This window comes from Acinetobacter sp. 802_lipA, from assembly GCF_058242885.1.
This window is the reverse complement of sequence record NZ_JBZAYP010000001.1, coordinates 3,551,363-3,575,281: the sequence shown is the minus strand read 5'-3', so window position 1 is coordinate 3,575,281 and position 23,919 is coordinate 3,551,363. Positions and strand designations below refer to the sequence as shown.

General features: G+C 37.0%; 18 protein-coding genes and 1 pseudogene. 5 read left to right on the top strand and 14 right to left on the bottom strand.

Annotation, left to right across the window (positions count from 1 at the left end):
* The coding region (locus tag AC4CU3_RS17715) for an ATP-binding cassette domain-containing protein (RefSeq protein WP_490738450.1) at positions 1 to 2,855 on the bottom strand (2,855 nt) is incomplete at its 3' end.
* Positions 2,842 to 3,522, bottom strand: coding sequence for a ComEC/Rec2 family competence protein (locus tag AC4CU3_RS17710; RefSeq protein ID WP_490738449.1), 681 nt, complete (start codon positions 3,520 to 3,522; stop codon positions 2,842 to 2,844). The genes AC4CU3_RS17710 and AC4CU3_RS17715, both read right to left, overlap by 14 nt.
* Before the next feature lie 129 nt (positions 3,523 to 3,651).
* Between AC4CU3_RS17710 and AC4CU3_RS17705 the strand changes: the two genes are divergently transcribed.
* A protein-coding gene (locus tag AC4CU3_RS17705) for an IS4-like element ISAba33 family transposase (protein WP_125625403.1) occupies positions 3,652 to 4,742 on the top strand; the annotation gives its coding sequence in 2 pieces (ribosomal slippage) (positions 3,652 to 4,192 and positions 4,192 to 4,742; 1,092 coding nt in all).
* On the opposite strand, the gene AC4CU3_RS17700 is transcribed toward AC4CU3_RS17705, so the two are convergent.
* Both AC4CU3_RS17700 and AC4CU3_RS17695 read right to left on the bottom strand, forming a co-directional pair.
* Positions 4,637 to 5,050 (bottom strand): MBL fold metallo-hydrolase, encoded by a 414-nt coding sequence (locus AC4CU3_RS17700; protein WP_490738448.1) that lies wholly within the window; start codon positions 5,048 to 5,050, stop codon positions 4,637 to 4,639. The two genes, AC4CU3_RS17705 and AC4CU3_RS17700, sit on opposite strands and share 106 nt — an antisense overlap.
* Positions 5,051 to 5,289: 239 nt before the next feature.
* Positions 5,290 to 7,797 (bottom strand): hypothetical protein, encoded by a 2,508-nt coding sequence (locus AC4CU3_RS17695; RefSeq protein WP_490738447.1) that lies wholly within the window; start codon positions 7,795 to 7,797, stop codon positions 5,290 to 5,292.
* 871 nt (positions 7,798 to 8,668) lie between these two features.
* Between AC4CU3_RS17695 and AC4CU3_RS17690 the strand changes: the two are divergent.
* A pseudogene (locus AC4CU3_RS17690) lies at positions 8,669 to 8,906 on the top strand (VF530 family protein).
* A gap of 329 nt (positions 8,907 to 9,235) precedes the next feature.
* Here the strand turns inward: AC4CU3_RS17690 and AC4CU3_RS17685 are convergent.
* The 6 genes from AC4CU3_RS17685 to AC4CU3_RS17660 are packed head-to-tail and all read right to left on the bottom strand — an operon-like array spanning position 9,236 to position 16,059.
* A complete protein-coding gene (locus AC4CU3_RS17685; RefSeq protein WP_490738446.1) occupies positions 9,236 to 10,294 on the bottom strand; it encodes a 2,3-butanediol dehydrogenase in 1,059 nt (352 codons plus the stop codon).
* Between the two features lie 21 nt (positions 10,295 to 10,315).
* Positions 10,316 to 11,101, bottom strand: a complete 786-nt coding sequence (locus tag AC4CU3_RS17680) for an acetoin reductase (RefSeq protein WP_279044926.1) — start codon at positions 11,099 to 11,101, stop codon at positions 10,316 to 10,318.
* A gap of 11 nt (positions 11,102 to 11,112) precedes the next feature.
* Positions 11,113 to 12,513 (bottom strand): dihydrolipoyl dehydrogenase, encoded by a 1,401-nt coding sequence (gene lpdA, locus AC4CU3_RS17675; RefSeq protein WP_279044924.1) that lies wholly within the window; start codon positions 12,511 to 12,513, stop codon positions 11,113 to 11,115.
* An 11-nt stretch (positions 12,514 to 12,524) separates the two neighbouring features.
* Positions 12,525 to 14,060, bottom strand: a complete 1,536-nt coding sequence (locus AC4CU3_RS17670; protein ID WP_279044923.1) for a dihydrolipoamide acetyltransferase family protein — start codon at positions 14,058 to 14,060, stop codon at positions 12,525 to 12,527.
* 1 nt (position 14,061) lies between these two features.
* A complete protein-coding gene (locus AC4CU3_RS17665) occupies positions 14,062 to 15,081 on the bottom strand; it encodes an alpha-ketoacid dehydrogenase subunit beta (protein WP_048881927.1) in 1,020 nt (339 codons plus the stop codon).
* A gap of 15 nt (positions 15,082 to 15,096) precedes the next feature.
* The gene (locus AC4CU3_RS17660) at positions 15,097 to 16,059 is read right to left on the bottom strand and encodes a thiamine pyrophosphate-dependent dehydrogenase E1 component subunit alpha (protein WP_178319289.1); all 963 of its coding nucleotides are present in this window, start codon (positions 16,057 to 16,059) and stop codon (positions 15,097 to 15,099) included.
* 342 nt (positions 16,060 to 16,401) lie between these two features.
* On the opposite strand from AC4CU3_RS17660, the gene lipA reads away from it, so the two are divergent.
* Both lipA and AC4CU3_RS17650 read left to right on the top strand, forming a co-directional pair.
* Positions 16,402 to 17,376 carry a lipoyl synthase gene (gene lipA, locus AC4CU3_RS17655; protein ID WP_004979608.1) on the top strand — a complete coding sequence of 325 codons (975 nt, stop codon included), beginning with the start codon at positions 16,402 to 16,404 and terminating at the stop codon, positions 17,374 to 17,376.
* A gap of 233 nt (positions 17,377 to 17,609) precedes the next feature.
* Complete coding sequence (locus AC4CU3_RS17650; protein ID WP_234950164.1) at positions 17,610 to 18,701, top strand: sigma-54-dependent transcriptional regulator family protein; 1,092 nt, start codon at positions 17,610 to 17,612, stop codon at positions 18,699 to 18,701.
* A gap of 200 nt (positions 18,702 to 18,901) precedes the next feature.
* Here the strand turns inward: AC4CU3_RS17650 and AC4CU3_RS17645 are convergent, their stop codons facing one another.
* Both AC4CU3_RS17645 and AC4CU3_RS17640 read right to left on the bottom strand, forming a co-directional pair.
* Positions 18,902 to 19,225: a helix-turn-helix domain-containing protein gene (locus AC4CU3_RS17645; RefSeq protein WP_125273838.1), complete on the bottom strand. Its 324-nt coding sequence runs from the start codon at positions 19,223 to 19,225 to the stop codon at positions 18,902 to 18,904.
* On the bottom strand, positions 19,210 to 20,541 hold the full coding sequence (locus tag AC4CU3_RS17640; protein ID WP_279044917.1) for a type II toxin-antitoxin system HipA family toxin: 1,332 nt from the start codon (positions 20,539 to 20,541) through the stop codon (positions 19,210 to 19,212). Before AC4CU3_RS17640 ends, AC4CU3_RS17645 begins: the two co-directional genes overlap by 16 nt.
* A 247-nt stretch (positions 20,542 to 20,788) precedes the next feature.
* Here AC4CU3_RS17640 and AC4CU3_RS17635 point away from each other — a divergent pair, with 247 nt between their 5' ends.
* The gene (locus AC4CU3_RS17635; protein ID WP_058869599.1) at positions 20,789 to 21,487 is read left to right on the top strand and encodes a DUF1826 domain-containing protein; all 699 of its coding nucleotides are present in this window, start codon (positions 20,789 to 20,791) and stop codon (positions 21,485 to 21,487) included.
* Positions 21,488 to 21,604: 117 nt separating this feature from the next.
* Here the strand turns inward: AC4CU3_RS17635 and AC4CU3_RS17630 are convergent, their stop codons facing one another.
* Both AC4CU3_RS17630 and AC4CU3_RS17625 read right to left on the bottom strand, forming a co-directional pair.
* The gene (locus tag AC4CU3_RS17630; RefSeq protein ID WP_279044915.1) at positions 21,605 to 22,663 is read right to left on the bottom strand and encodes an asparaginase; all 1,059 of its coding nucleotides are present in this window, start codon (positions 22,661 to 22,663) and stop codon (positions 21,605 to 21,607) included.
* A gap of 334 nt (positions 22,664 to 22,997) precedes the next feature.
* Positions 22,998 to 23,705: an SDR family oxidoreductase gene (locus AC4CU3_RS17625; RefSeq protein WP_279044914.1), complete on the bottom strand. Its 708-nt coding sequence runs from the start codon at positions 23,703 to 23,705 to the stop codon at positions 22,998 to 23,000.
* Positions 23,706 to 23,919 lie beyond the last annotated feature (214 nt).

Below are 23,919 nucleotides of genomic sequence, written 5' to 3'. Positions count from 1 at the left end.
GGTTTTTTCCAGATATATTGCTTTTCATTTCCCCAAAATTCTTGTAATCCCCAAGGAAATTCAATAATAGTTGGTAGAGGTACTTGTTCAGAAATTTCACATAGTTGTTTCCATGCTTGAATCGCATGATTAGACAAATCACGTATAAGCTGCAATCCAGTTTCTTCGGAATGAGTTAATAATGAAAAAAATGGTTCCTTTAAAGGTGAGCTAGGATAGAAGTGTCTAGACTCATATTTAATTGATAAATTTTCCCAATCACGACTCCGAATCTGTTGATATGGTGCCTGATGAAAAGATAAAACACGACGATCAATCTTTAATTGTTCTTCTTTGGTTCTTTCTTCTTCAGGTTTAGCTAATAACTCCTGAAAATATTGATGGGTTCTTTGTTGTTCCCTTTCCTCACGTTCTATATATTCTTTAGGTAGTTCATCTAATAAAAATTTTAACGTTAGATCAGCAAGTAATTGTGGATGATGTTGTGAAATAACAGAGGAAGCACCTACTATATGTGTATAAATTTCTCTAGATACTTCATTTTCCAACAGTAAAAAATTAAAATATCTTTCCGTATAAGTTGGGTTTGATTGTAGTGAAACCAAAATTAAATTAATTAGACTAAACTTAAAATCTTTTAAGTTAACTATTTGCCCCCAATCATTAGCTCTCTCTTTTTGAGAAATTTCTAAAAGCCAGTCGATCGATACATCTAAAATCATTTTAGACATTTGATTTGAAGGTACATGAATACCTACATATTGCCAAACCTCAAAAATTTTTAAAATTTGAGGATATAATCGATGTGGAGTATTCGGTATTAATTTAAAAACATATTCTAAAAGTGTTCGCCATAAGAATGCATCAGATGGCCAGGGATGTTGAATCGCTAATTGTAATTGATCAGGCTGTTGCAAGAATATCGGATTTGCCTTAGTTTTCTCTGCTTGAAACCATGTTAATAGCTTATTAAAAAGATCGAAATCCTTTTCCCGCAAAGTTTGTGTATATCCACTACTCAACTCAATAAATTTCGGATGTCCTATTGGTCCAATTATCCATGCTCTTAACCATTGTGATCTGAGTTGTTGAAATTTTGGATTCGCTAAATGACTTACCCACTGATCATCAATAAACTCTCGTTGAGCAAGTAATTCTACAACCCTACTTATATAAGGAGGTTGTCCAAAGCTTTCTATTTTATTTAACCAGTTTTGTTCTTCTTCTAAAAGAAGATAAAGTAATGACCACTCATAAAATATGTCATGTGTAAAATCAACAGCAGAACTTTTAGAGTTTACATGGATGATACCATCTACCACCAAGCTATCTAAAGTATCGATAGGCTGAATCTCTCTACGTTTGACACTATTGCTAAGGTTTATAGATTTAAGTTCAGAAAGCCTTTTTAAAAAATCCTGTCTATTGTAAGTAGATTGACCAGTTTCATTAAATCCGCCTCGTTTCCACCAAGCATCTATTAATTCTAGTTCTGACTCAGGTTCAAAATTATTAGCTTTTAAATTTGTTACAACTTTCGTAAAAAATGGGCGTCTAATGATTTCTTTGACTTTACTATCACTGAATAATAACTGCTGAATACTTGGAATTTTTTGAGCTAATGCATAACATTCATCATCATTTAAAAGTTCTACGTTAATAGTTTGGATATTAATATTCTTTAAAAGAGCACCGATCCACACTTTTAATGGTTCAAGCCCTGTATCTCTTAAAGTGGTAACGATTTTCCAATTGGCTAAATCATCATTATTAAAAATTGAACGAATTAAATCTTCAATAATTGGTTTACTGTTTTCACGAACTCTGTCTATACCATCAATAAAGACTATTGGAATTCCCCCAGTAGCTTCTAAACTGATTAGCCACTCTGAAATTGAAAAACTCGGCAGTCCAACTCTAGATAGATATTCTAACCAATTATTACTTCCCGTAAGTTGATCTGATTTAATAAATAAAAATGGTGAATTATTAGCTTTTGACTCAGCGATTTGTCTTAATAGAACTGATTTACCTGTACCTGACAAACCAGTAATTTGTATAAATCTGCCTGAATTTAGTTTATCTTCAAACTCGTTGTGTAATATAGGTCTAGATAACTCTACTCCATCAATCATCTTCGAAACTAATTCCAAACTTTGTTGACTAATATCTTTAATTTTTTGTACTTCTGGAATATATAATCTTTGATCAAAGACCTTGCATTCAAAAAAATCATTGATTTCACTGAAATTTAAAGTATCAAGGCTTTCTGCTCCAATATCATTATGATTTTCATTATGAATAATAAGTGCTTTTGCTGTCGGGTACTTTTCATGATGTGTAAAAACTACAGAGCCTGAAATCCCATCAAAATTATCTTCTTTTTCTATTAAGTTTGGGATTGGGTTTGAATGTAAATTGTAATATATAAGTGTATCAATAACTCTCGGCGTATCAAAGACTAAGCTAGTCACTCCTGATTCTAAACTATTAAAACCAAAAGTTACGTAGCTGTCACTACTACTTTTTCCATTTATGATTAGTTTATCAGTAGCATGATCAATTACACTTACGATTACTAAATCTTTTGTTTTCTCATAATAGATTTTTTCTATTTGAAGAGTAGCCTTATCATTGTTTTTTAATAATTTAATATCTTTTATATCAAATTCTTTAGTACAGGCTCTGCAACATCCATCCACTTTTCTCTGGTATAAGTCACAGCTTTTTTTTTGGTCACAAATGCTATGTTTAGATGTAATAACAAAAGACTTCTCATCATCAAATGACTTGAAAAAATATCCACTGGAGTTATCTGTCAGTGTGTGAACTTGTATTAGATTATTTGTATTCATAGCAAATTGTATTCACGCCATTAGTCGGATATGATTCATTAATACTAAAACCTAGTTTTTTAAAATCATTAATTTTTTCCAATAGACTAGGATTATTTGAGCTTAAATGAATAGTTGGGGTATTATCTAAACTTAGTATTCTAGCTAATGTCATATTATTAGGGTGATAATGCTTTTCATTGTTTGCACACAATATATAGTCAGTCTTTCCCAAAAGACTTAATGATTCAATATTTGTATTTCGTTCACTTCCATGATGAGATATTTTTACCACATCAAATTGATGATTATTAAAACCTAAAATATTCAACCCTTCAATCACATCTTCAGCATGAGCATCCCCTAAAAAAAGCCCAGAGAAAGATCCGTATTGAATGACTAATCCTATACTTGATTTATTAGTAATAGATGGATCTTTTACTAATACATCTTGACCAGATTGAATTTTTTGTAAAGCCTCCTTAGGCTTTATTTCTTCAGTCTTCGAACTTGAGATCTGTTTTTGCCTTCTCTTTTTTTCTTCTCTTTCTTTTTGAACATTGGCATCATTTAGCATGCATTCTAGAGCTTCAGCCGTTGGCGTTATCGCAGTTAACGTAATATCATTAATTATTAATGGACTAGAATCTCTTGTTAAACATAGAGTTTTAATTCCTCGTTCTGCCAACAATCTTTGCTTAAGAGCATTATCTTGGTTATATGAAATTTGTTTTTGTGAATTTTTTCTTTGTACACGACAAAAAAAGATAACTCATTGAAATAATGGCATAATACTTGTTTTCTGACGACGAATATGATGACACATTTCAATGAGTTACATCTCATCTTAAACAAATATCTAAAGTGGAACAAGTCACATGCAAAATGTTTTACACTGATTATGCTTGCATTAATTGTAAAACAGACATGTAATCTTTCTTCTGCATCTAAAGCCTTACCCATCAAGTGCTTACCACAATCATTTTATCGACGTATACAACGCTTCTTTGCAGATCAGTATTTCGATTATCGTCAAATTTCTCAGTTAATTTTCAATATATTTTCATTCGATAAAGTCCAATTAACTTTGGATAGAACTAATTGGAAATGGGGAAAACGAGATATCAATATCTTGATGTTAGCCATCGTCTATCGTGGAATAGCCATACCTATTGTTTGGACATTGCTCAATAAACGTGGAAATTCAGATACAAAAGAGCGTATTGCTTTGATTCAACGCTTTATCTCTATTTTTGGTAAAGACCGTATTGTGAATGTGTTCGCAGACAGAGAATTTATCGGTGAGAAATGGTTTACATGGTTAATTGAAAATGACATTAACTTTTGTATACGTGTTAAAAAAACTTTATTGTGACCAATCACTTAGCCAAGAATCATAAAATTAGTGATTTATTTCGTCATCTTCAAGTTGGTCAAACTGAATGTCGTAAACGACGTATTTGGGTTGGTCGAGTGAAACTGTATATTAGTGCGCTACGATTAGAAGATGGAGAACTTTTACTTGTTGTTTCTCCTATGTTTAATGCTTCTGCTATTCGTGATTATGCATTACGCTGGGAAATCGAAACGTTATTTAGTTGTCTCAAAGGACGTGGATTCAATCTTGAAAATACTCGTTTAACAGACCCTAGACGAGTCAAGAAATTGATAGCAGTGCTAGCTATCGGTTTCTGTTGGTGCTATTTAACAGGTGAATGGCAACATGATCGGAAAAAAGCGATAAAAATAAAGAAGCATGGACGACTTTCAGTAAGTTTATTTCGCTACGGTTTGGACTATGTTCAAATGGCTATTCTACGTTTGATTGGTTTTGGAAAAAAAGAAGAATTTAAGAAAGTGCTAGCAATTTTAAGAAAGAAAAAGCCTGATAGGACAAGGGTCCTATGAAATTTGTCGTGTACAGAGGAATTTTTTATAATGTCAGGAATATCTTGAAGACTATTAAAAACAATAGTGTTAATTTTGATAGAAGTATCGAGCAAAAATTCAAATCCACCGATGTGGTCATCATCATTATGAGTGACTATCGCTATATCAATAACACTATTTTCACCTAAAATCTTTTCTATATTAGCTAGTACATCTCTACAAGCTTTGAATGATTTTGGACCACAATCGATCAGAATTTTTGAATGATCGAAATCAAGAAGAAGACAATCTCCATGAGTCGCATCTATTACATGAATCTTTAACATTTAATACTTATGTAAAATGATGATTTATAAATATTTTATCTATTTATATTGAAAATGGAATTATTTTTAAAGAAAGTTCATGAAGTTGTTTTCAATATATTCAAAATATGTAAGTTAACTATTTGTTTTATATTGGTTAATTCCAAAAAAAATAATTATAAACTAAACTCTATATAAACATAAGTTAAATCCGATACACCTAACCATAACTTCATAGACTATTTTTTTGCCTTATTGAGCTATAATAACTCATTAATAGACCTAATGTTAGCTTCTTTCAAACACTCTTTACAGTAGCCACCTTTGTTCATATTAAAATAATTATCTATACTGCAAATACTTTTTTTATGCCAATCTATACCACAGCTAAATTCAATTTTTGTTTTTGTAGTACTAATTGTGTTTCGATCACCTAATTTGCCCTCAACTATAACTATAGATGGATACGCAACAGTTAATGAATGAATTTTCTTTGCAATTAATTCATTAATGAACAGCATACGCCCCTCTATCATATCAAGTGTTTTCACCCCTTGCGGTAACGGCTTCCCATTCTTAAAGGCACATACATAACAAGATATATTAAATACTTCAGCTTTTGCACGAGAACCAATGGTTGCTCTTCTTATATAGAAATTAGGATGCTTCTTGCCCGTTATGTCAAATTTTTCACCACAATTGTATTCTTCCATATTCCTACCAGATGGATCAAACCCATCAACATAAACGACATTTGGATGAAAACTTTTTAAAAACTCGAGCCTATGGAAAATGTGACCTTTTTTCCATTGAGGATCCGTATCTCCATAAGCACATTTTGTACAATAAACATAATGCCCTTCAACCTTTCTAAAATTTTTATTGTTTTTATATTTTTTAATATCACGCTTTGATAAGCTCGTTATATGCTTATTTGTACACTGTACATCTACAGCCAATAATGGCTTCCCCGCAGTCTGTGTGTAATAGGTAAAACCAACGGCACTTAAATCACATTCTTTCAACTCGCGAAGGAAATCCACTGAATAAGTTTTTAAAGAATTTATTTTGGTTTTATTTTCTTTACTCAGTACCATATTACGATCTAACAAGTAACATTCGGTACAAAAATATTGACCATTTTGAAAATGACATTCTAATTTATCCAGTTTTACCTTCTGTGTATGATCTCTATCACATACAATTGAAAAGCCATCATTCCCAACATTTAGTCTTTCAAATATGAAACTAGGAATATTATCTTTCTCAGCATCGAGTATTGCTTGGAATAAGTTTTTTCTATTTTTTGGGTTACATTTAGTGCAGTACTTTCTTGGTCCACCCACCGTAAAACTTCTCGCTTGTACGGTATTAATCGCCTTACAATTTGAACAAATATACTCCACTAAAGACCCTATATGGATAAAGTGATAATCAGTTAAAAGCTCATGGTTTCCCAGGTTTTTCTTGATTTTTTCATGCAATTCAGCATTCGGATTTTGTCCAAAAGCAATCCATTTTTTTTCAATTGATTTAATGTCCAAATTGTCTAGGACAGCATAGTTATATTTTTTCAGCTCATTCGTAATAAGCTCAATATATCGCTCTACGATTAGATCCGTTTGATCTATGACGAGCAAATTAATACCCACTTCAGCACATCTCTGTTTTTTAAATAGATCTCGTTCTTGCTGCAGTTTAAAGCCATCCTCTGCTTTATGAATATGAGAGGTATATTCATTATGCTGCTTACCCTGATGCTCAAAAGCTAATTTTAATTTCTCACAGTATCCATCAAGTTCCAATCGACTTTCCTGGAATGTAAGAAAATCGAACCTCTTGTTATGTTTCCATTCACTGTTAGGGAAGATTTCTCTCAAAATAATTAAACACAGATTTTCACCTTTTTTTAAGTGTGTCTGGCCCCAATTTACTTCCCTTGCTCTTTCAATCGTGTCCTGTCTAGTAAAGCCAGTACGAGAAATATACTTGATCTCCACCCTTTCATAGTATGAATAGGCCAATATTTCTGCACCATGCTTAGCGGCTTCCTCCCTCCATGCTTGATCTAGGCGTTTATCTTGTTTTTCCCTGTGAATTTCTGCCGAAGCGCCTTTTAGTGTAATAATTTCGCCGTTTTTCTCAGGACGCATCAACCTTTTTCCAGTCCATACCTTTAGAAATGGCCCTAGAGTTGTAATACCCGGCTTCTCATTTGAATAATATTTAGCACTTCCATGGGGAAAGGTTTTCTCAAACTCATTTACGACATCATCAATTTCCCTATTTCTTTCAAACTGTTTTTTATAGGGATATGTGTTGTTTTCTCTCACTGCTTGAACAAGAGCATGGGATTTAAAAACTTTTGATTTAAAACCATGCTTATCCATTAAGAACCAATTGATAACACTGTATCTAGGAGAGCCATTTTGAGACTTTTTGGAAGAATCATTAGAAGAGTCGTTGGATACTTCCTTATGAACATAGGTTGGTAACAATGAAAGACCTTGTTGTTTTATAAAATCTCCCATGCTTTCCTGGAATTCAGATGTACGCTTGCAGCAGTCACATCCATCACTATATCTCATATTATTTAATGAGACAGTCCATCCTCCATGTTCACCTGCGCCACACTGTTGGCAGAAAAAAGGCAACTTGGCTTTTGAATCAAATTGCTCTGGGGCAGTAGCATGCAGAAAAATATCCCCAAAAGGTTTCTGCTCTATTTTCCAATCGCTAATTTTGCGCTCGGCCTCATGCAATTTCATCGACATCTCTACCCAAGATTTAACTTAATGAAATATTTACACAAATTGGTTCGATAAATAAATAATAAGTGTAGCCTATTGCGACAATTACTGTCGCTTTAATTGATTCGCAACTTAACTTGAACTGTAAATATTAAGTTCATGAACTTCTGAAATTATATTAATGAAATAGAATCATTAAGTTGTTAAAAAATAATATTTTTAAGGAGATTATATTCATGAAGTTGATTCAAGGTAAACATAAGTTAAATAGCATATCCAAGACTGTGGCCTACGCAACTCAGTTGATGCCACAGCTCAGCAACGTGAATCTGTAAAAATTATATTCACGTTGCTGAGTATCCTAATGAACATAATATACGTTATGCCGAAATCTACGCGCGCAGCCTATCGATGTGATGATCTAACTTTATAAAAAACTGTTTAAGCTGATCTATTTCTCTATCGTTGTCTAATTCTGAATTTTGCAGTTGTTCTAGCACAGTCTCCAGTAGATCGCGCATGTACACATAGTCCGCCTTGGTTAAAACACCCTTTGATCTGTCATAGCTTCCAGTTTTGTACAAATGTGGGTTTACACGCATAAATCTTTACTAGCATCTTATTTATGCCTGATCTTTAGAATACCAACTTCGGTACTTATCTAAGAAGAAATAAGTTGTTCAGGTGATTTAAAACTAAAATAAACCTTTGGATTTTCAATAGCTAATGTTTCTAAAGTCTCAGCAAACGAAGCGTAGAAATGCACTTTTATGAATGTCTCCTGCTATTTCAGCACACATCAATGTTAATTATGTTTAAATTTCAACCCTCCCATTTTTCAACTAGCTCAGGTTATAATGATAGCCTCCCAAAATATGGTTGATGTATTATGAACGCCTCCAATGACCCTCTACACGGCAAAAAAACTTGCTGACATTTTGGATGAGTTATTGGATTACTATGGTGGCTTTGAAGGCTTAAGTCGTAAAATTGAAATTAGATGTTTTTGTATAGATCCAAGTGTTAAGTCATCATTACGGTTTTTACGTACCACACCATGGGCACGTGAAAAAGTAGAAAGCTTATATTTGTATGTCTTACGCCAAAAAGCCAAACAGAAATCGTAGCTTTCAAAACTCCAACCTCAGCCTATATTTTATACCAAATAGTAAACTAAAATTATTGAATAGACACTGATTTTGTAGACATCTTTTAATTAGTGGTGGACTACCAAGACTCTCCTAGAAAAATCTAGTCTATACCGCTATGGTTTATTTAAAAACTTATTTTCTATCTTTACTAGGCTGTATGATCAAAATCATAAAGGCACTCAACACTGTAAATTTAAGAATGAATCTGTACGTACAGACTCACTCCCTATCGCTAAAGATATTAGAAATAGCTACATAGAATTTATTTCTAGCTTATTCAAATTTGTCGTTCAAATTAGACTTTACTACGGATGAACAATAATTTTTACTGCAGACTCATTATTATGAATCAGCGTTTCAAAGCCTTTAGAAACCAGATCATCTAATGCAATACGTTGGGTAATAAAAGGTTCTAGATTAATCTTACCTTGCTCTACTAAACGGATAGTTTCCTGATGATCATTTACATAAGCAATCGTGCCACGAATATCTAGCTCTTTCATCACCACACTATGCACATTAATTGTGGCAGGATGGCTCCAAATAGAAACGATAACGACTACACCAGTTGGTTTCATTGCTGCAACGAGTGTATCCATGACTTTATTGACACTACTACATTCAAAAGCGACATCTACACCGCGGTCTTCTGTAATTTTCATTACCTCAGCAACTACATCAACCTTAGATGGGTCTAGTACATAATCGGCAACACCCGCTTCTATCGCTTTTTCTTTACGTTTTGCACTCAGTTCAGTAATGATGACCGTGAGACCTTTAGCCTTTAAAATAGCAGATAAAAGTAAGCCTATTGGGCCTGCTCCACCAACCAGTGCGATATCGCCAGCTTTTGCGCCACTTCTGACATAGGCATGATGACCGACAGATAAAGGTTCTATCAATGCTGCTTGGTCTAAAGGAATATCATTTGAAATAGGATGTACCCAACGCCGCTGAACTGCAATTTTTTCAGAAAGACCACCACCGCGTCCGCCTAAACCAATAAAGTTCATATTTTTTGATAAATGATACTTATCATTGGGGCCAGTCGGCACATCGTCAGCAATAATGTAGGGTTCAACTACGACATGTTGCCCAATTTGGATATCATCTACACCCTCTCCAACTGCATAAACCACGCCTGAAAATTCATGTCCCATTATTACAGGTGCAGATTCTCCCGAAATTGGGTGTGGGTGACCACAAGGTGGAATAAAAATAGGACCTTCCATGAATTCATGTAAATCTGTACCGCAAATACCACACCACGCAACTTGAATTCCAACTGTGCCTGGAAGTACTTTCGGTTCAGGGATATCTTCAATTCGAATATCCCCTCGGTCATAAAAACGAGCTGCTTTCATTTTATATTCCTTATATTGATGTTAACGGTAAACCATTCCACCATCTGTCAAAATAGACTGACCTGTAATGTAGTTTGCATCCTCACTGGCTAAAAATGCAACTAATGCAGCCACGTCATCTGGTGTTTCAGCACGTCCTAAAGCAATACTATCTACATATTTTTTATACGTTTGACCAATTGGTGCACCTGTAATTTCAGAGAACCGCTGATCTATTTCGACCCACATGTCTGTACCAACAACACCCGGACAATAACTATTTACAGTAATTTCAACACTGGCATATTCTTTAGCCGCAGCTTGCGTCAATGCACGAACTGCAAATTTAGTTGCCGAATAAACACCGAGTAAAGCAAAGCCTTCATGACCTGCGATTGAGCACGCATTAATAATTTTTCCAGCCTGTTGACGTTGTTTAAATTTATTTGCTGCGGCTTGAATCCCCCAAAGTACACCACCAACATTGATGTTCATAATTTTGTTGAATTCACTTGGCGTTACTTCTGCCAAAGCTTTAACTTGTGCAATACCTGCATTATTGATCATGATATCAAAACCATTAAGTGTCGATTCGGCATGATTGATTGCATGACTGACTTGTATTGGATCTGAAATATCTGCAATAAATGTGGTGGCTTTTACGCCAAAGGCTTTAACTTCTTTTTGAACAGCATTTAACTTTTCTTGATGAAGATCGACCAAGGCAATATGAACCCCTTCTTGCGCTAAACGTAAGGCAATACCGCGTCCAATGCCTTGTGCCGCACCCGTAATTAATGCAACTTTATTGTTTAAACCTCTAGGCATGTTGCGACTCCTTAAATATGAATTGCACGTTGCATCGCCGACAGTACCGACTCATGCATCGCCTCAGACAAAGTAGGATGAGGGAAAATGACCTGTGATAAGCTTTCATCCGTCGCTTCTAGGTATTTTGCGATAGCAAAACCTTGTATGTGTTCGGTGACTTCATGTCCGACCATGTGAGCACCCAACAATTCACCCGTTTCCTGACTAAAAATGGTTTTAACAAATCCTGCGCTATCGCCCAAAGCCAATGCTTTACCATTGGCTTGTAAAGGGAACTTACCCACATTGATATTCAAGCCCGCAGCTTTCGCTTTCTGTTCTGTCAAACCAATACTGGCAACTTGCGGATGGGTAAAAATACAGCCCGGAATTTGTGTCCGATCTAAAGCATGTACATGACTTAGACCTGCAATTTTCTCCACACAAAGAATGGCTTCATGACTGGCTTTGTGTGCCAAACACGGTGCGCCTGCGACATCGCCAATTGCATAAACGCCCACAACATTGGTTTTACACCATGAGTCGACTTTAATAAAACCATTCTCAAATTCAATACCCAAAGCTTCTAAGCCAAGATTTTCAGCATTTGGTTTCACGCCAATAGCTGAAAGCACCTTTTCAACGCTAATGATTTGCACACCTGTGGCAGTTTCAATATGACAATGTACTTGAGCCTGATCAGTTTCTATTTTTTTTACGGTCGCTTCGGTTAAAACCCGCATACCCTGCTGTTCAAATTGCTTTTGTACATACTTCGCAACTTCAATGTCTTCGTTAGGGAGAATCTGCTTGGCAATATCAACCAAGGTGACTTGGCAGCCTAAGTCTTGGTATAGGCTTGCAAACTCACTGCCTATAGCACCCGAACCAATAACCAGTAAAGATTTTGGTAATTGTTCTGGAACTAAAGCCTCTTTATAACTCCAGACCTGATCACCATCTACTGGAATATGAGGCAAATTGGCTGCACGTGCACCTGTTGCGACAATAATATGTGGTGCAGAAATCTGCTGTTTTTGACCGTTCGCGTCTGTAAGCTCTAATCGCTCTTTGGCAACAAATTGAGCTGTTGCATTAAAAACAGTGATTTGATTTTTTTTCAATAGTTGACCGATACCTTGCACCAGTTGTTCAGAAACCTGTCTGCTATGATGGACCAGTTTTTGAATGTCAAAATCAACCGCGTTAAGCGTAAAGCCAAACTGCTCTGCGTGTTTGAACTGCTGCGCAAGCGCAGCCCCGCTCAATAATGCCTTGGTTGGAATGCATCCCCAATTAAGACACACTCCGCCTAAGTGCTGTTTTTCAACGATTGCCGTTTTTAATCCCAGTTGCGCTGCGCGAATCGCAGCGACATATCCTCCAGGACCAGCACCAATAACCACAAGATCAAATTGTGTATCTGACATGGCTATTCCTCCTACACCAAAATTAATGCAGGATTTTCGACAAACTGCTTAAATGCCGATAAGAATTGAGCACCCAACGCACCATCAATGACACGATGATCACAAGACAATGTTGCCGTCACCATTTCACGAACAACAATCTCATCATTTTCGATGACAGCACGTTTCTCTGCTGCACCTAAGGCCAGAATTGCACCTTGAGGTGGGTTAATAATGGCATCAAACTGTTGAATACCCAGCATTCCCAAATTGGAAATACTGAAACTACCGCCTTGAAACTCATCAGGTGCTAATTTTCCAGTTTTGGCACGTGTCGCCAGATCACGCATATCATTGGAAATTTGCGCCAAAGATTTACGGTTCGCTGCTTTAATAATTGGCGTGATCAGTCCATTTTCGATGGCCACAGCAACCGAAATATCAGCCTGTTCAAACTGTAAAATCTGCTGATTTTCTTCATCAAACTGAACGTTAACCTGTGGAACTTTGATCAGTGCGGCAGCAGCAGCTTTAATCAGCATATCGTTAATGGACAGCTTGACTTGCGGTACGGTACTGTTAATTTGCTGACGCAAAGCCTGAACCGACTCAACATTTAAGTCTATCGTTAAGCGAAAATGTGGTGCATTGCGTTTCGCAGCCTGTAAGCGCGAAGCAATTGCTTTACGCATACCATTCATAGCTACAGTAGTGAATTTTGCGGACTCTGCTGGATGCGCATGATCAGCATGTTGAGCTTGTACAGGGTTTTCACGTTGATATACAGCTTCAACATCTTCCTTACAGACTCGTCCACGTGAACCCGATGCACGACAATCATGCAAATTAATGCCCCATTGTTTTGCCAAACGGCGAGCAACAGGTGTTGCTAGAACATCACTATCATCTGCTTTAGATTTCGCGGCTTTCGTACTAGCTTGATGACGTACATCTGGCCAAGAACCACCAGCAGCTTGAACTGCGGCCTGAATATCTTGAACACTGATACGGCCTTCACGTCCAGAACCCGTAATCTGAGCCAAGTTTACATTATGCTTTTCAGCCAATTTCAAGGCATGTGGCGTTGCAAAAATATCATCGCTTTGTTGGTAGCCTTGTAACTCATCAGGAATAGAATATCCGCCCTGAGTCACCGCTTTTGATCCATTACCAACACTGTTCTGTTTAGGAGCAGCTTGTACTTTGGTTTCAACTTGAGCCACATCGACTTTTTCAGGAACCGCTGCTACCGCTTTATTTTCAGTTACAGCAGGTGTTCCACCTAAAGACTGTGCAAATGCTTCAACTTCTGCATCGGAAACTTGAGCGTCTGCACAAATTGCAATGATTCCACCTACGACCAGTGTGTCACCATCGTTAGCAATAATTTTTCGTAGCAGGCCATCAAAAGGTGCCTCCAATACATTGACGATTTTTGTGGTTTCAATTTCACAAATTTCCTGTCCTTTACTAAATTGGGTACCTTCCTGAATCAGCCATTGGGCAATCGTACCCTCTTCCATGGACAAACCCCATTTTGGGATTTCTAAAGTTTTAATTTCGCTCATCCTAAGCCTCCAACGTCTTGCGTACAGCCTGTTCGATGCGTTCTACACTAGGTAGCCATTCTTTTTCTAGTACTGGTGAAAATGGTACGGGTGAGTGTGGTGGAGTGACTAATTCGATTGGTGCTTTAAGATAATGAAAGCCTTTCTGGGCAATAAGCGCAGCCACATCATGTCCGAAACCACAACGTGCTGCTGATTCATCTACAATCACCACACGACCTGTTGAAGCTACTGACTCTAAAATGCCATCTTCGTCTAATGGTGAAATGGTTCTAGGGTCAACCACTTCAACCGAAATGCCTTCTTTTGCGAGCTTATCAGCGACTTCATTGGCACGATGCACCATCAAACTTAAGGCAATAATGGTGATATCTGTGCCTTCACGGGTGTAATTTGCGACACCAAAAGGAATAGTGTAGGACTCATCTGGCACTTCGCCCTTAATGTCGTACAACAACTTGTGTTCACAAAAGACTACTGGGTCATCATCTCGAATGGCTTGAATCAACAACCCTTTTACATCATAGGCACTTGAAGGCACCACCACTTTTAAACCAGGCACTGAGGCAAACACGTTATATGGCGACTGAGAATGCTGCGCTGCTGCAGAAAAACCTGCACCAATCATGCCACGTACAACGAGTGGCGCTTTGGCTTTGCCGCCAAACATGTAGCGAAATTTAGCTGCTTGGTTATACAGCATGTCATAACACACGCCGTAAAAATCCATAAACATTAAATCTGCCACAGGTCTTAAACCCGTTGCAGCAGCACCTGCCGCCATACCAATAATCGCTGATTCTGTAATTGGAGTATCAATGACTCGTTCAGAACCAAATTCAGTCCATAAGCCTTTGGTTACACCAAGTACACCGCCAAAACCTTCCAGCTTATTATCATCGGTATTTTTACCACCATGTCCACCACGAACATCTTCACCGACCACAATAACACTTGGGTCTCGGCGCATTTCTAATTCAATTGCTTCTTTAATCGCGTTTCGATAACTTTTATTTGGCATTTTTCTACTATTCCTTTAGTAAGAGACGTATACATCGGTAAGTAACTGAGAAACTTCTGGGTACTTAGCTGCACGTGCCTTTGCAACGGCATCGTCTACATTGGCTTTAGACTGGGCATCAATCGCATCGAGCTTGGCTTCGTCAATTTTGTCTTTGACTTTTTCGCGGAATATTTTCAATGGATCTTTATGTTCTTTGACATAATCCAGTTCTTCTTTAGAACGGATAAGCCCTGGATCACCTTCAAAATGTCCATAAAATCGGTTGGTTACCGTTTCAATCACACTCGGACCTTCACCACGGCGGGCACGTTCAATGGCTTTTTGTGCAACTTCATACACAGCAAAAAAGTCTGTTCCATCTACTTTTTCAGCGGGTAAGCCAAAACCTGCTGCTCGGCCTGCAATATCTTTACTGCCTACGGCATAATCATGTGCAGTACCTTCACCAAAACCGTTATTTTCAAAAACAAAAATGACAGGAAGCTTTAACACCACAGCCATATTCATTGCTTCAAAAGTTAAGCCCTGATTTGACCCGCCATCACCGGTAAATGATAGACCAATACCACCATTCTTGAGTGTTTTGGCACTTAAAGCAGCCCCAATTGCTAAAGGTGGACCACCACCTACAATACCGTTTGCACCGAGCATGCCTTTATCTAAATCCGCAATGTGCATTGAGCCGCCTTTACCACGACACAAACCATCATCTTTACCAAAAATTTCTAGCATCATGGCGTGAATGTCACAGCCCTTAGCAATACAATGTCCATGCCCACGGTGTGTTGATGTAATGAAGTCCTTATCTGTTAAATTTTCGCAAATCCCTACTGCAACAGCTTCCTCACCGCTATAGAGATGGATGAAACCAGGGATATCACCTGTATTGTTTTCATCGTGAAGTCGATCCTCAAATTCACGAATGTCGCGCATTCTTTTGTATGCTGCTAGCAATTGCTCTTCCGTTAATTGCATATATTTGTTCCTTATTCATTACGCTTAAAAGAAAATCCAAAATTGAATAATTGGATTTTTAAATCCTATATTTATATAAGAATATTTTTACTTAATTTCATATTAGACTAAAAAAATATAATGCAAAAAAAGATGAGATAAATATTAAAAACAGAAGGTTATGAAATTAAAAATTTTTGTAAAATTTTACAATAGTTCAATCACATACAAAAACAAACCTTTAACCAACCTTTGTTTTATATGATAAGTTTTTTGCCCTGTTTTAATATTATTACTGCATCTAAAGCAGCTTATTTAATATCAGGGTCTATATTAATTATTTTAAACGACGGAGTGTTTGAAATGGATTTAAATAACACAGTATTAACAGGAAAGAAGTTACGTGGCGCTGAAAAAATGGCGCGTATTCCAATTAAAGTTGTTCCAACGGAAACAACACCGAAAAAGCCAGAATGGATTCGGACTAAAATTAGTCAACCTGAGGAAGTTCAAATCATTAAGGATTTATTACGACAACAGAAACTACATACGGTTTGTGAAGAAGCGGCCTGCCCCAATTTGCCACAATGCTTTAGCGGAGGGACTGCAACGTTTATGATCATGGGAGATATTTGTACTCGCCGCTGTCCATTCTGTGATGTCGCACATGGTCGTCCTAATATCCTAGATCCTAATGAGCCAAAGCATCTGGCTGAAACAGTCAAGAATCTAAACTTAAAGTATGTCGTGATTACTTCTGTTGATCGAGACGACTTAAAAGATGGTGGCGCACAGCATTTTGCAGATTGCATTCGAGAAATTCGTCAAACCAGTCCAGAAACTCTGATAGAAATTTTAGTTCCTGATTTTCGTGGTCGTGCAGATATTGCCCTGAAGATTCTGAGTCAAAACCCACCCGATGTTTTTAATCATAATATTGAAACCGTTCCACGTCTGTATAAAGCCATGCGACCAGGCGCTGACTATAAGCACTCATTGGATTTACTCAAAAAATTTAAACACTACTGTTCTGAAATTCCAACGAAATGTGGTTTGATGGTAGGTTTAGGAGAAGTCGAGGCTGAGGTTATTGTGTTATTAAATGATTTGAAAGATTATCAAGTGGACTATGTCACAATCGGTCAATACTTACAGCCATCTAAATCTCATGCGCCAATTCATCGTTTTGTTACGTTGCAAGAGTTTAAGCATTATCAAACACATGGAGAGCGCTTAGCGTTTAAAAATATTTGGAGTGCGCCATTAGTACGATCAAGTTATTTTGCAGACCGTCAGTATCATGGTGAAGCTGTGCCTAGCCCTTACATGAGCGAATGAATTTTCATCCTATTTACGTTTATTAACATTTCAGATGGAAATAGCCATTTTCAGCTCATAAGAACACTTTTAAAGTAACTCAAGGACTGGTAAAGCCATAAGATATGATTTAACCAAGCAAAGATAAAAGCATTTAAAATTGAAGCAAGAAGAAATGACGTAAATGACTATAAATTTGGAAACTCATTTCTAAAATTTAAAAATATTACAGTCTGATCATAAAGGAATATGATATGAACCTGTTCAATACCGCATCTGCAAAAAATCTGCAAACAACCCATTTAATTAATCAACATACTGTACATGCGGCTCCTGTTTTAGCCTTACCTCCAGAAGATAAAACGTCTTTATTTCGCCGCTCTATCCAACATAATTATGCCGACTTACTCAAAATAGCTGATGATTCAGATATGGCGATTGGTCTCACAGATCATCAAGGTACTCTCTTATGGACATGGAGTAGTTCTGCAATGCTTTCTTCTGCCGAACAGGTTCATTTTATTGAGGGTGGGCATTGGTCTACACAGGCTGTTGGGACCAATGCGATAGGTATGACTTTAAACAGCCAAATATCAAGTTGTGTCTATTCTCATGAAAACCAAATGGACAGTGTTCGAGATTGGGTTTGTTATGCCGCGCCGATCTGGGATCCAGCATCAGGTCAATTTCATGGCATTATTAACCTTTCCACAAAATATAAAAAACATACGCCTTTAGGGCTGCTTGCAGTTGAACGCTGTGCAGATTTAATACAACGCGCCATAAAACTTGAACAGCAAAATTTTTTATACATTAAGGCACTAGGCTCGCCTTGGGTTCAATTTAATGGGCATACATTAAACTTGAGTCACCGTCAAATTGAAATACTATGCATTTTAGCTTTGTATCCCCATGGCATTTGTTTAGAAGAGTTACACTATGCCCTTTATGGTGAGCGTAGTGTCAGCCTAAAAACCCTAAAGGCTGAGCTTTCACAACTTCGTAGCTTATTACCCCATTCAATTGAGGCTCGCATTTATAGGCTTAGCTGTGAAGTTCAATGTGATTTTTTACGTGCTGAACAATCATTAAATGCAAATCTTATATCCAGTACATTCTCGCTATATAAAGGTAGCTTTTTATCTAAATCAGAAAGCCCATTACTCAGCACATGGAGACATTGTTTTGATGCCCGTTTAAGCCAGTTGATCTATCAAATAAAGGATATCGATCAATTATTACGAATTATTGGGCAAACACATGATCGAATTGATGCAATACAACGCTTATTAGAACTCTTACCACAAGATAGCGCCCACCGTAATTATTTTTCAAATCTGATTTAGATTTGATCTGTTGCTTCAACTCGGCTTTGTTGCACAAATACCTAAAACTATGATTTTATTATATTTATTTTCTATTAAAATTTGGTAAACCCCTTAAAAATCAGTACCTTGCAAAATATTTATGCAACAAAGCCTATAGCCTGACCATTTTTTCCATAGTGTCCTGCCTAGATGGTCAAAATAGCTTCAATATTAAGTTTTCAATCACTAAATGGCTGAATAACCTTGTGAACGATATGTTCATGTGTCGGTACGAGGCCGGCTTTTAAGCCAAGTGGTTTAAACACCTTATCTAATACGACCTGAGTCAGTTGACCTTTGTCCTGTTCAATGTCGGTTAAAGTACGCCGACTGATTCCAACCATTGCTGCATATTTTTCTTGAGATAGCCCCAATACATTTTTGCGCAAGTGGCTCAGAAGTTGCCCCAAGGTAATTTTACCGAATAAATATTGGGTATATAAACCAATAAGCAATTGTTGACGGTCAAGTGGCTGATTTTCCTTTTTCATAATAGCTCCCATCGACTCAATTTGGCTTCAATAAAGTCATATCCTAGACCAGGCATCTCTATAATCGTTTGGGGAACACCTTTATTGATTAATTGCTGCTTGAGACCAATAAGTTTGCTCGCCAATGTTTTCAATGTATTTAAAGAGATATGTGGTTCACACCAGTGTGCAAGATTTTGTGTAATACCTTCCCAGCGGTATTCCCCTCCTTCTTCATACGGGCTTCCCCATGTTGTTGATCTTGTCACAACTTCTGGATCTGCTTTCATCGGGGCAAAATCATAAATTGGAGCAAGAAATATTCGTCCTGATTTTTTTAGGAATGACGTATTACGACCATGATTATCTGAGTTACCAAAAATGATATTCAGTAGATCCCTTTGTAACCACTCACAAACGAACTGCGAAGAATCAAAGTTTTTGTCCACTGATTTTAATAAGGAACAAAGCGCGTCTATGACTTTAAAATGATTCAAATGGCTCCCTGATGTTTTATTCAATATGGAATAAACTGACTCAAGCCCAAGTCGATGCCATTGTTGATTACCCCACTCTGTGTCAAATCTCGGCAACCATAACGAAGGGTATTTCTGACCTTCAATCAGTTTCATCTGAGAAGTTTCAATTGTTGTAAATCCAAGTTCATTCAGGACATGATAAAAATGATATTCTGCTCTCAATATGTCGCAATCTATTGCACTACGCTTATTTCGAGGGAATTTAACTAGATAGTGCTGATCCGGTTCATCAAAAGAATTTTGATAGGTATCAATCCAAACTTGCTGATCCTTTGAGACGCGAATCAGTAGTTTTGGAGCCTCACCTCCTGCTCCAGTTGCACCACCACTAATTGCACCCATTTGTTGTGCGTATTCGAGAAAATCAACATTTCGTTCTGTAACATCACCAGTAGTGAACTTGCGTAAGTGCAATGTTGATTCTGAATTGATTGGTGGAACTGATTCCTTAACTCTTAGATTCCCTACAGGAGCAATTGTACCTTTTGCCAATAAAGTAAAATCTTGTTCTGCTGATGAGAGTTTTTGCAAACCTAGATATTGAACCAAATAACGTCGAGCAGCACCAGATGGAACAATATCATCTAAAAAACTAAACCAGACTTTCGATTCATGTTGAATAAGAATTTGAATAGGAAGTGCTAAGCTACATGCATGTTCATCTCTCTTATCTAGATAAGAAATGGCATATTCTAATTCGTAGGCTAACTCACACGCACTTGCAGAACCTTTATGTGGTTCTAATATTTTAAGTTCTGCTATATCTAGCCATTCTGTATCGAGAAGAGCTTGAATCGTTAATTTTTCCATAAATATTAATGAACAAATATTTTCTCAAAAATACCATAAAACTAAAAAAATGAGAATATATTTGCGCATTCACATAATAATTTAAATTAAATGCGCAAATATTTGCTCAATCAATAGCTAAAACTTCTTTCCATACTACAAATATAGAGCTCCTCCATATCTGTAAGCAATTACCGAGCTACTTTTAAATGCAATACACCTAAAGCTAGATGTTATGATTAATCACTGTTTATTATCTAATTTTCTCATGACGAATACATTTTCTGACAACAATCAAATTGAAGTAGTTTCTTCTTTTTCTGAACTTGTAAATTCCAAATTTCAAGGAGAAATGAATGCACTTTGCTGGCATAGAAATTTGGTTGGGGATTTTAAAGAAATTGTAGTTAAACTTGAATTAAAAGAAAAGATTACAGAAGTTTCGATTGAAGATCTTTTAGCATTACAACTTTCAGAAAAAGGAAATTTAGCAAGGGAAATCATTTTAAAAGATATACAGCTCTTAACTGATTTCGGTGCATCTCCTGCTCTTAATTTACTAAAATGTTATGAGCGAGATGACGAGCTAGACTTTATTTCCACAGATGTATATTCGTTTCATGTTGATCGCTCACCGATTGAAACAGATACTTTCCTCTGCACTTATCACGGCGCTGCAAGTGATATCGTACCCAATGATCAGGTGGAGCAAAAGATTCTAATTCCCGAGATCAGAGAAAAACTTAAAAAATTACATGATGGCCCTGAAGCTGAATTTGAAACCTTTCTAGAAGAATATTTTTTTGATCTGCATTATCAGCCTAAACTGAATGCAAAACCTGTGAATTTAGGCTTAGGCCATCTTTGTCGTTTGGCGGTAGATCATCCTATGCAAAAAGTCTTGCCTTGTGTACATAGAGCACCCGTTGAAAAGGATGGCGAATATAGATTACTGTTGATTTGTTAAACATTTATTCGATACAGAGTCGATGAATTTAATCTATTTATAGACGCTAAAAAAGCACCTTAAATTTTAAGGTGCTTAGCTGAAAAGCGTTACTATGCGATTTCACCGTTATTGGGTTTAGTAATCCCAAAAAATGCGTTGGATTTCCTTGGCATCTTTTGTTTTTGTTAAAGCAAGTGCAGCCAGTAATTTAGCTTTTTGCGGGTTAAGATCATGTGCGACGACCCAACCATATTTGTCATCTGGTTGTTCTGCATTTCTAAGAACAAAACCTTGAGGTACGCGAGATGAACGAATAATTTGCACACCTTGTTTTTGTAAGTCAGTTAAAGTTGGGACAATATAATTGGCTACCGAGCCATTCCCTGTACCTGCATGAATAATAGCCTTTGCCCCTGCTTTAGCATAAGCCGTGTATGCATCTGGCAACATATTGCCTGAACCATAAACAATTTGTACCAGCGGTAAGCTATCACCTTTAATGTTTTCAATATTAAATTCTGAGCTCTTATTATGACGTTTCGCTGTATTTCTAAACCAATATGGTTTTCCTTCAACTAAGGTTCCAAGCGCACCCCATTGGCTCATAAATGCATTAGTATGGATATTAATTGTTTTTGAAACATCTCGTGCTGCAAAAATGTCATCATTCATGAGCACAAAAGTTCCTTTACCTTTTGCACTATCATCAGCAGCAAGCGCAACCGCACTATAAAGATTCAACGGGCCATCTGCAGAAAGTGCGGTACTTGGACGCATTGACCCAACCAATACAATTGGCTTGTCTGAATGAATCACTAAATTTAAAAAGAAAGCTGTTTCTTCTAGGGTGTCTGTTCCATGTGTAATCACAACACCATTCACATCAGGCTTTTTAAGTAAGTCATTGACTTGACGTGCAAGGGATAATAATTCTTTATCCGTAATACTTTCTGATGCAACTTGCATTGCCTGCACACCAGTTACATTGGCAAGGTTTTGAATCTGGGGAACTGCATTTAATAATGCATCTACAGGAACTTTTGCCGCAGTATAGGTTGCACTATTGGTAGAGCTTGCACCAGCACCTGCAATCGTTCCACCAGTAGCGACAACAACGACATTATTTTTGGCAAATGCTACACATGGGAGTAATAGGCTTAAACTGAGTGTCAAAGCTGAAATCGTTTTTTTCATAGGTCATCCTTTTTGAGTCATTTTATTCTTAGCATTATTCATACCATAGTAAAATTACTGGAAAAAGATAGGATTGTATAGATGTAGAAATTGTGTTTTATGTCGATCACAGTTCTTAAATACGATCAATCATGGTGCATCTCTTGTAGTTTTGAGATGAGTCCTATTTACCCAATACAGAACAGTTGCAAGAAAATATTCAAAATACGGTACGACTATTTTTAAATGGTTATCGCACTTTTTAGCAAGTTGTTATTTTATTTAGGATGAAAGCAATATGCAGTCCCTCCAACAATGAAAAACTGCACCGTATTATTTAGGCGGTGGCTATTTATTACCACGTTATTTCATGACCTTGAAAGTCGACAAACTGTTGTTCATTTTTACCAATAAAATCTTCAACCACACGTACAATGCCCGTTGTGCTTTCTTTTACGTTGATGGGTGCATGGCTTCCGCCCATTTCAGTTTGCACCCAGCCTGGATGTAAGTTCAGCACGCCTATTTGGGCAGGAATTGCCTCATTTATCGCAAAGCCACGTGTGATACTATTGAGAGCAGCCTTGCTTGCGCGATACAGCTCCATACTTCCATCATCGTTTAAAGCAACGCTTCCCATGCGAGAACTCATAAATGCAATGACACTCTTTTCTTTCATCAAAGGAAGAAGTTTTCTCGCAATCGTCACGGGTGCAATACTATTTACCAAAAACAGATTGGCAATCTCATTGGACGTGCACTGCTCAACGCGTTGATGTTCTGGCCCAAGAATGCCCGCAGAAACCAACAGTAGGTCGATGGATTTTTCATGATATTTACTGAGTAAATGGTCAACTGTTTGTACATGATTTAAATCTAATTCGGTTAATTCAAGTCTGTCTGGATACTCAGAAAGCAGTTGATTTAAGCCTGTAGAGACTTGGTCTATGTCTCGGATGGTCGCGATAACCTGCCAGTGCTGATTGAGCAACTCTCTAACTAGACCTAGACCAATCCCTCTTGAAGCACCAACCACGATTGCGCGTTTATTCTTATCAAACATAAAATGTTCCTATATCACGATAATTCAAGATGTAAAAATAGATTCAGATCAAACCTTCAAAGTTCGCTTTTGAATATTGATTCACAAGCTTAAGAATTCGCTTTGATCATAGTGCAGTAAGAATTTTTTATACAAACCTATTTCTGTAGACTTATTCAACCTTCATCATTCATTCAATGAATAAGCCCACAACTAACACATGAGTCTTACCAGC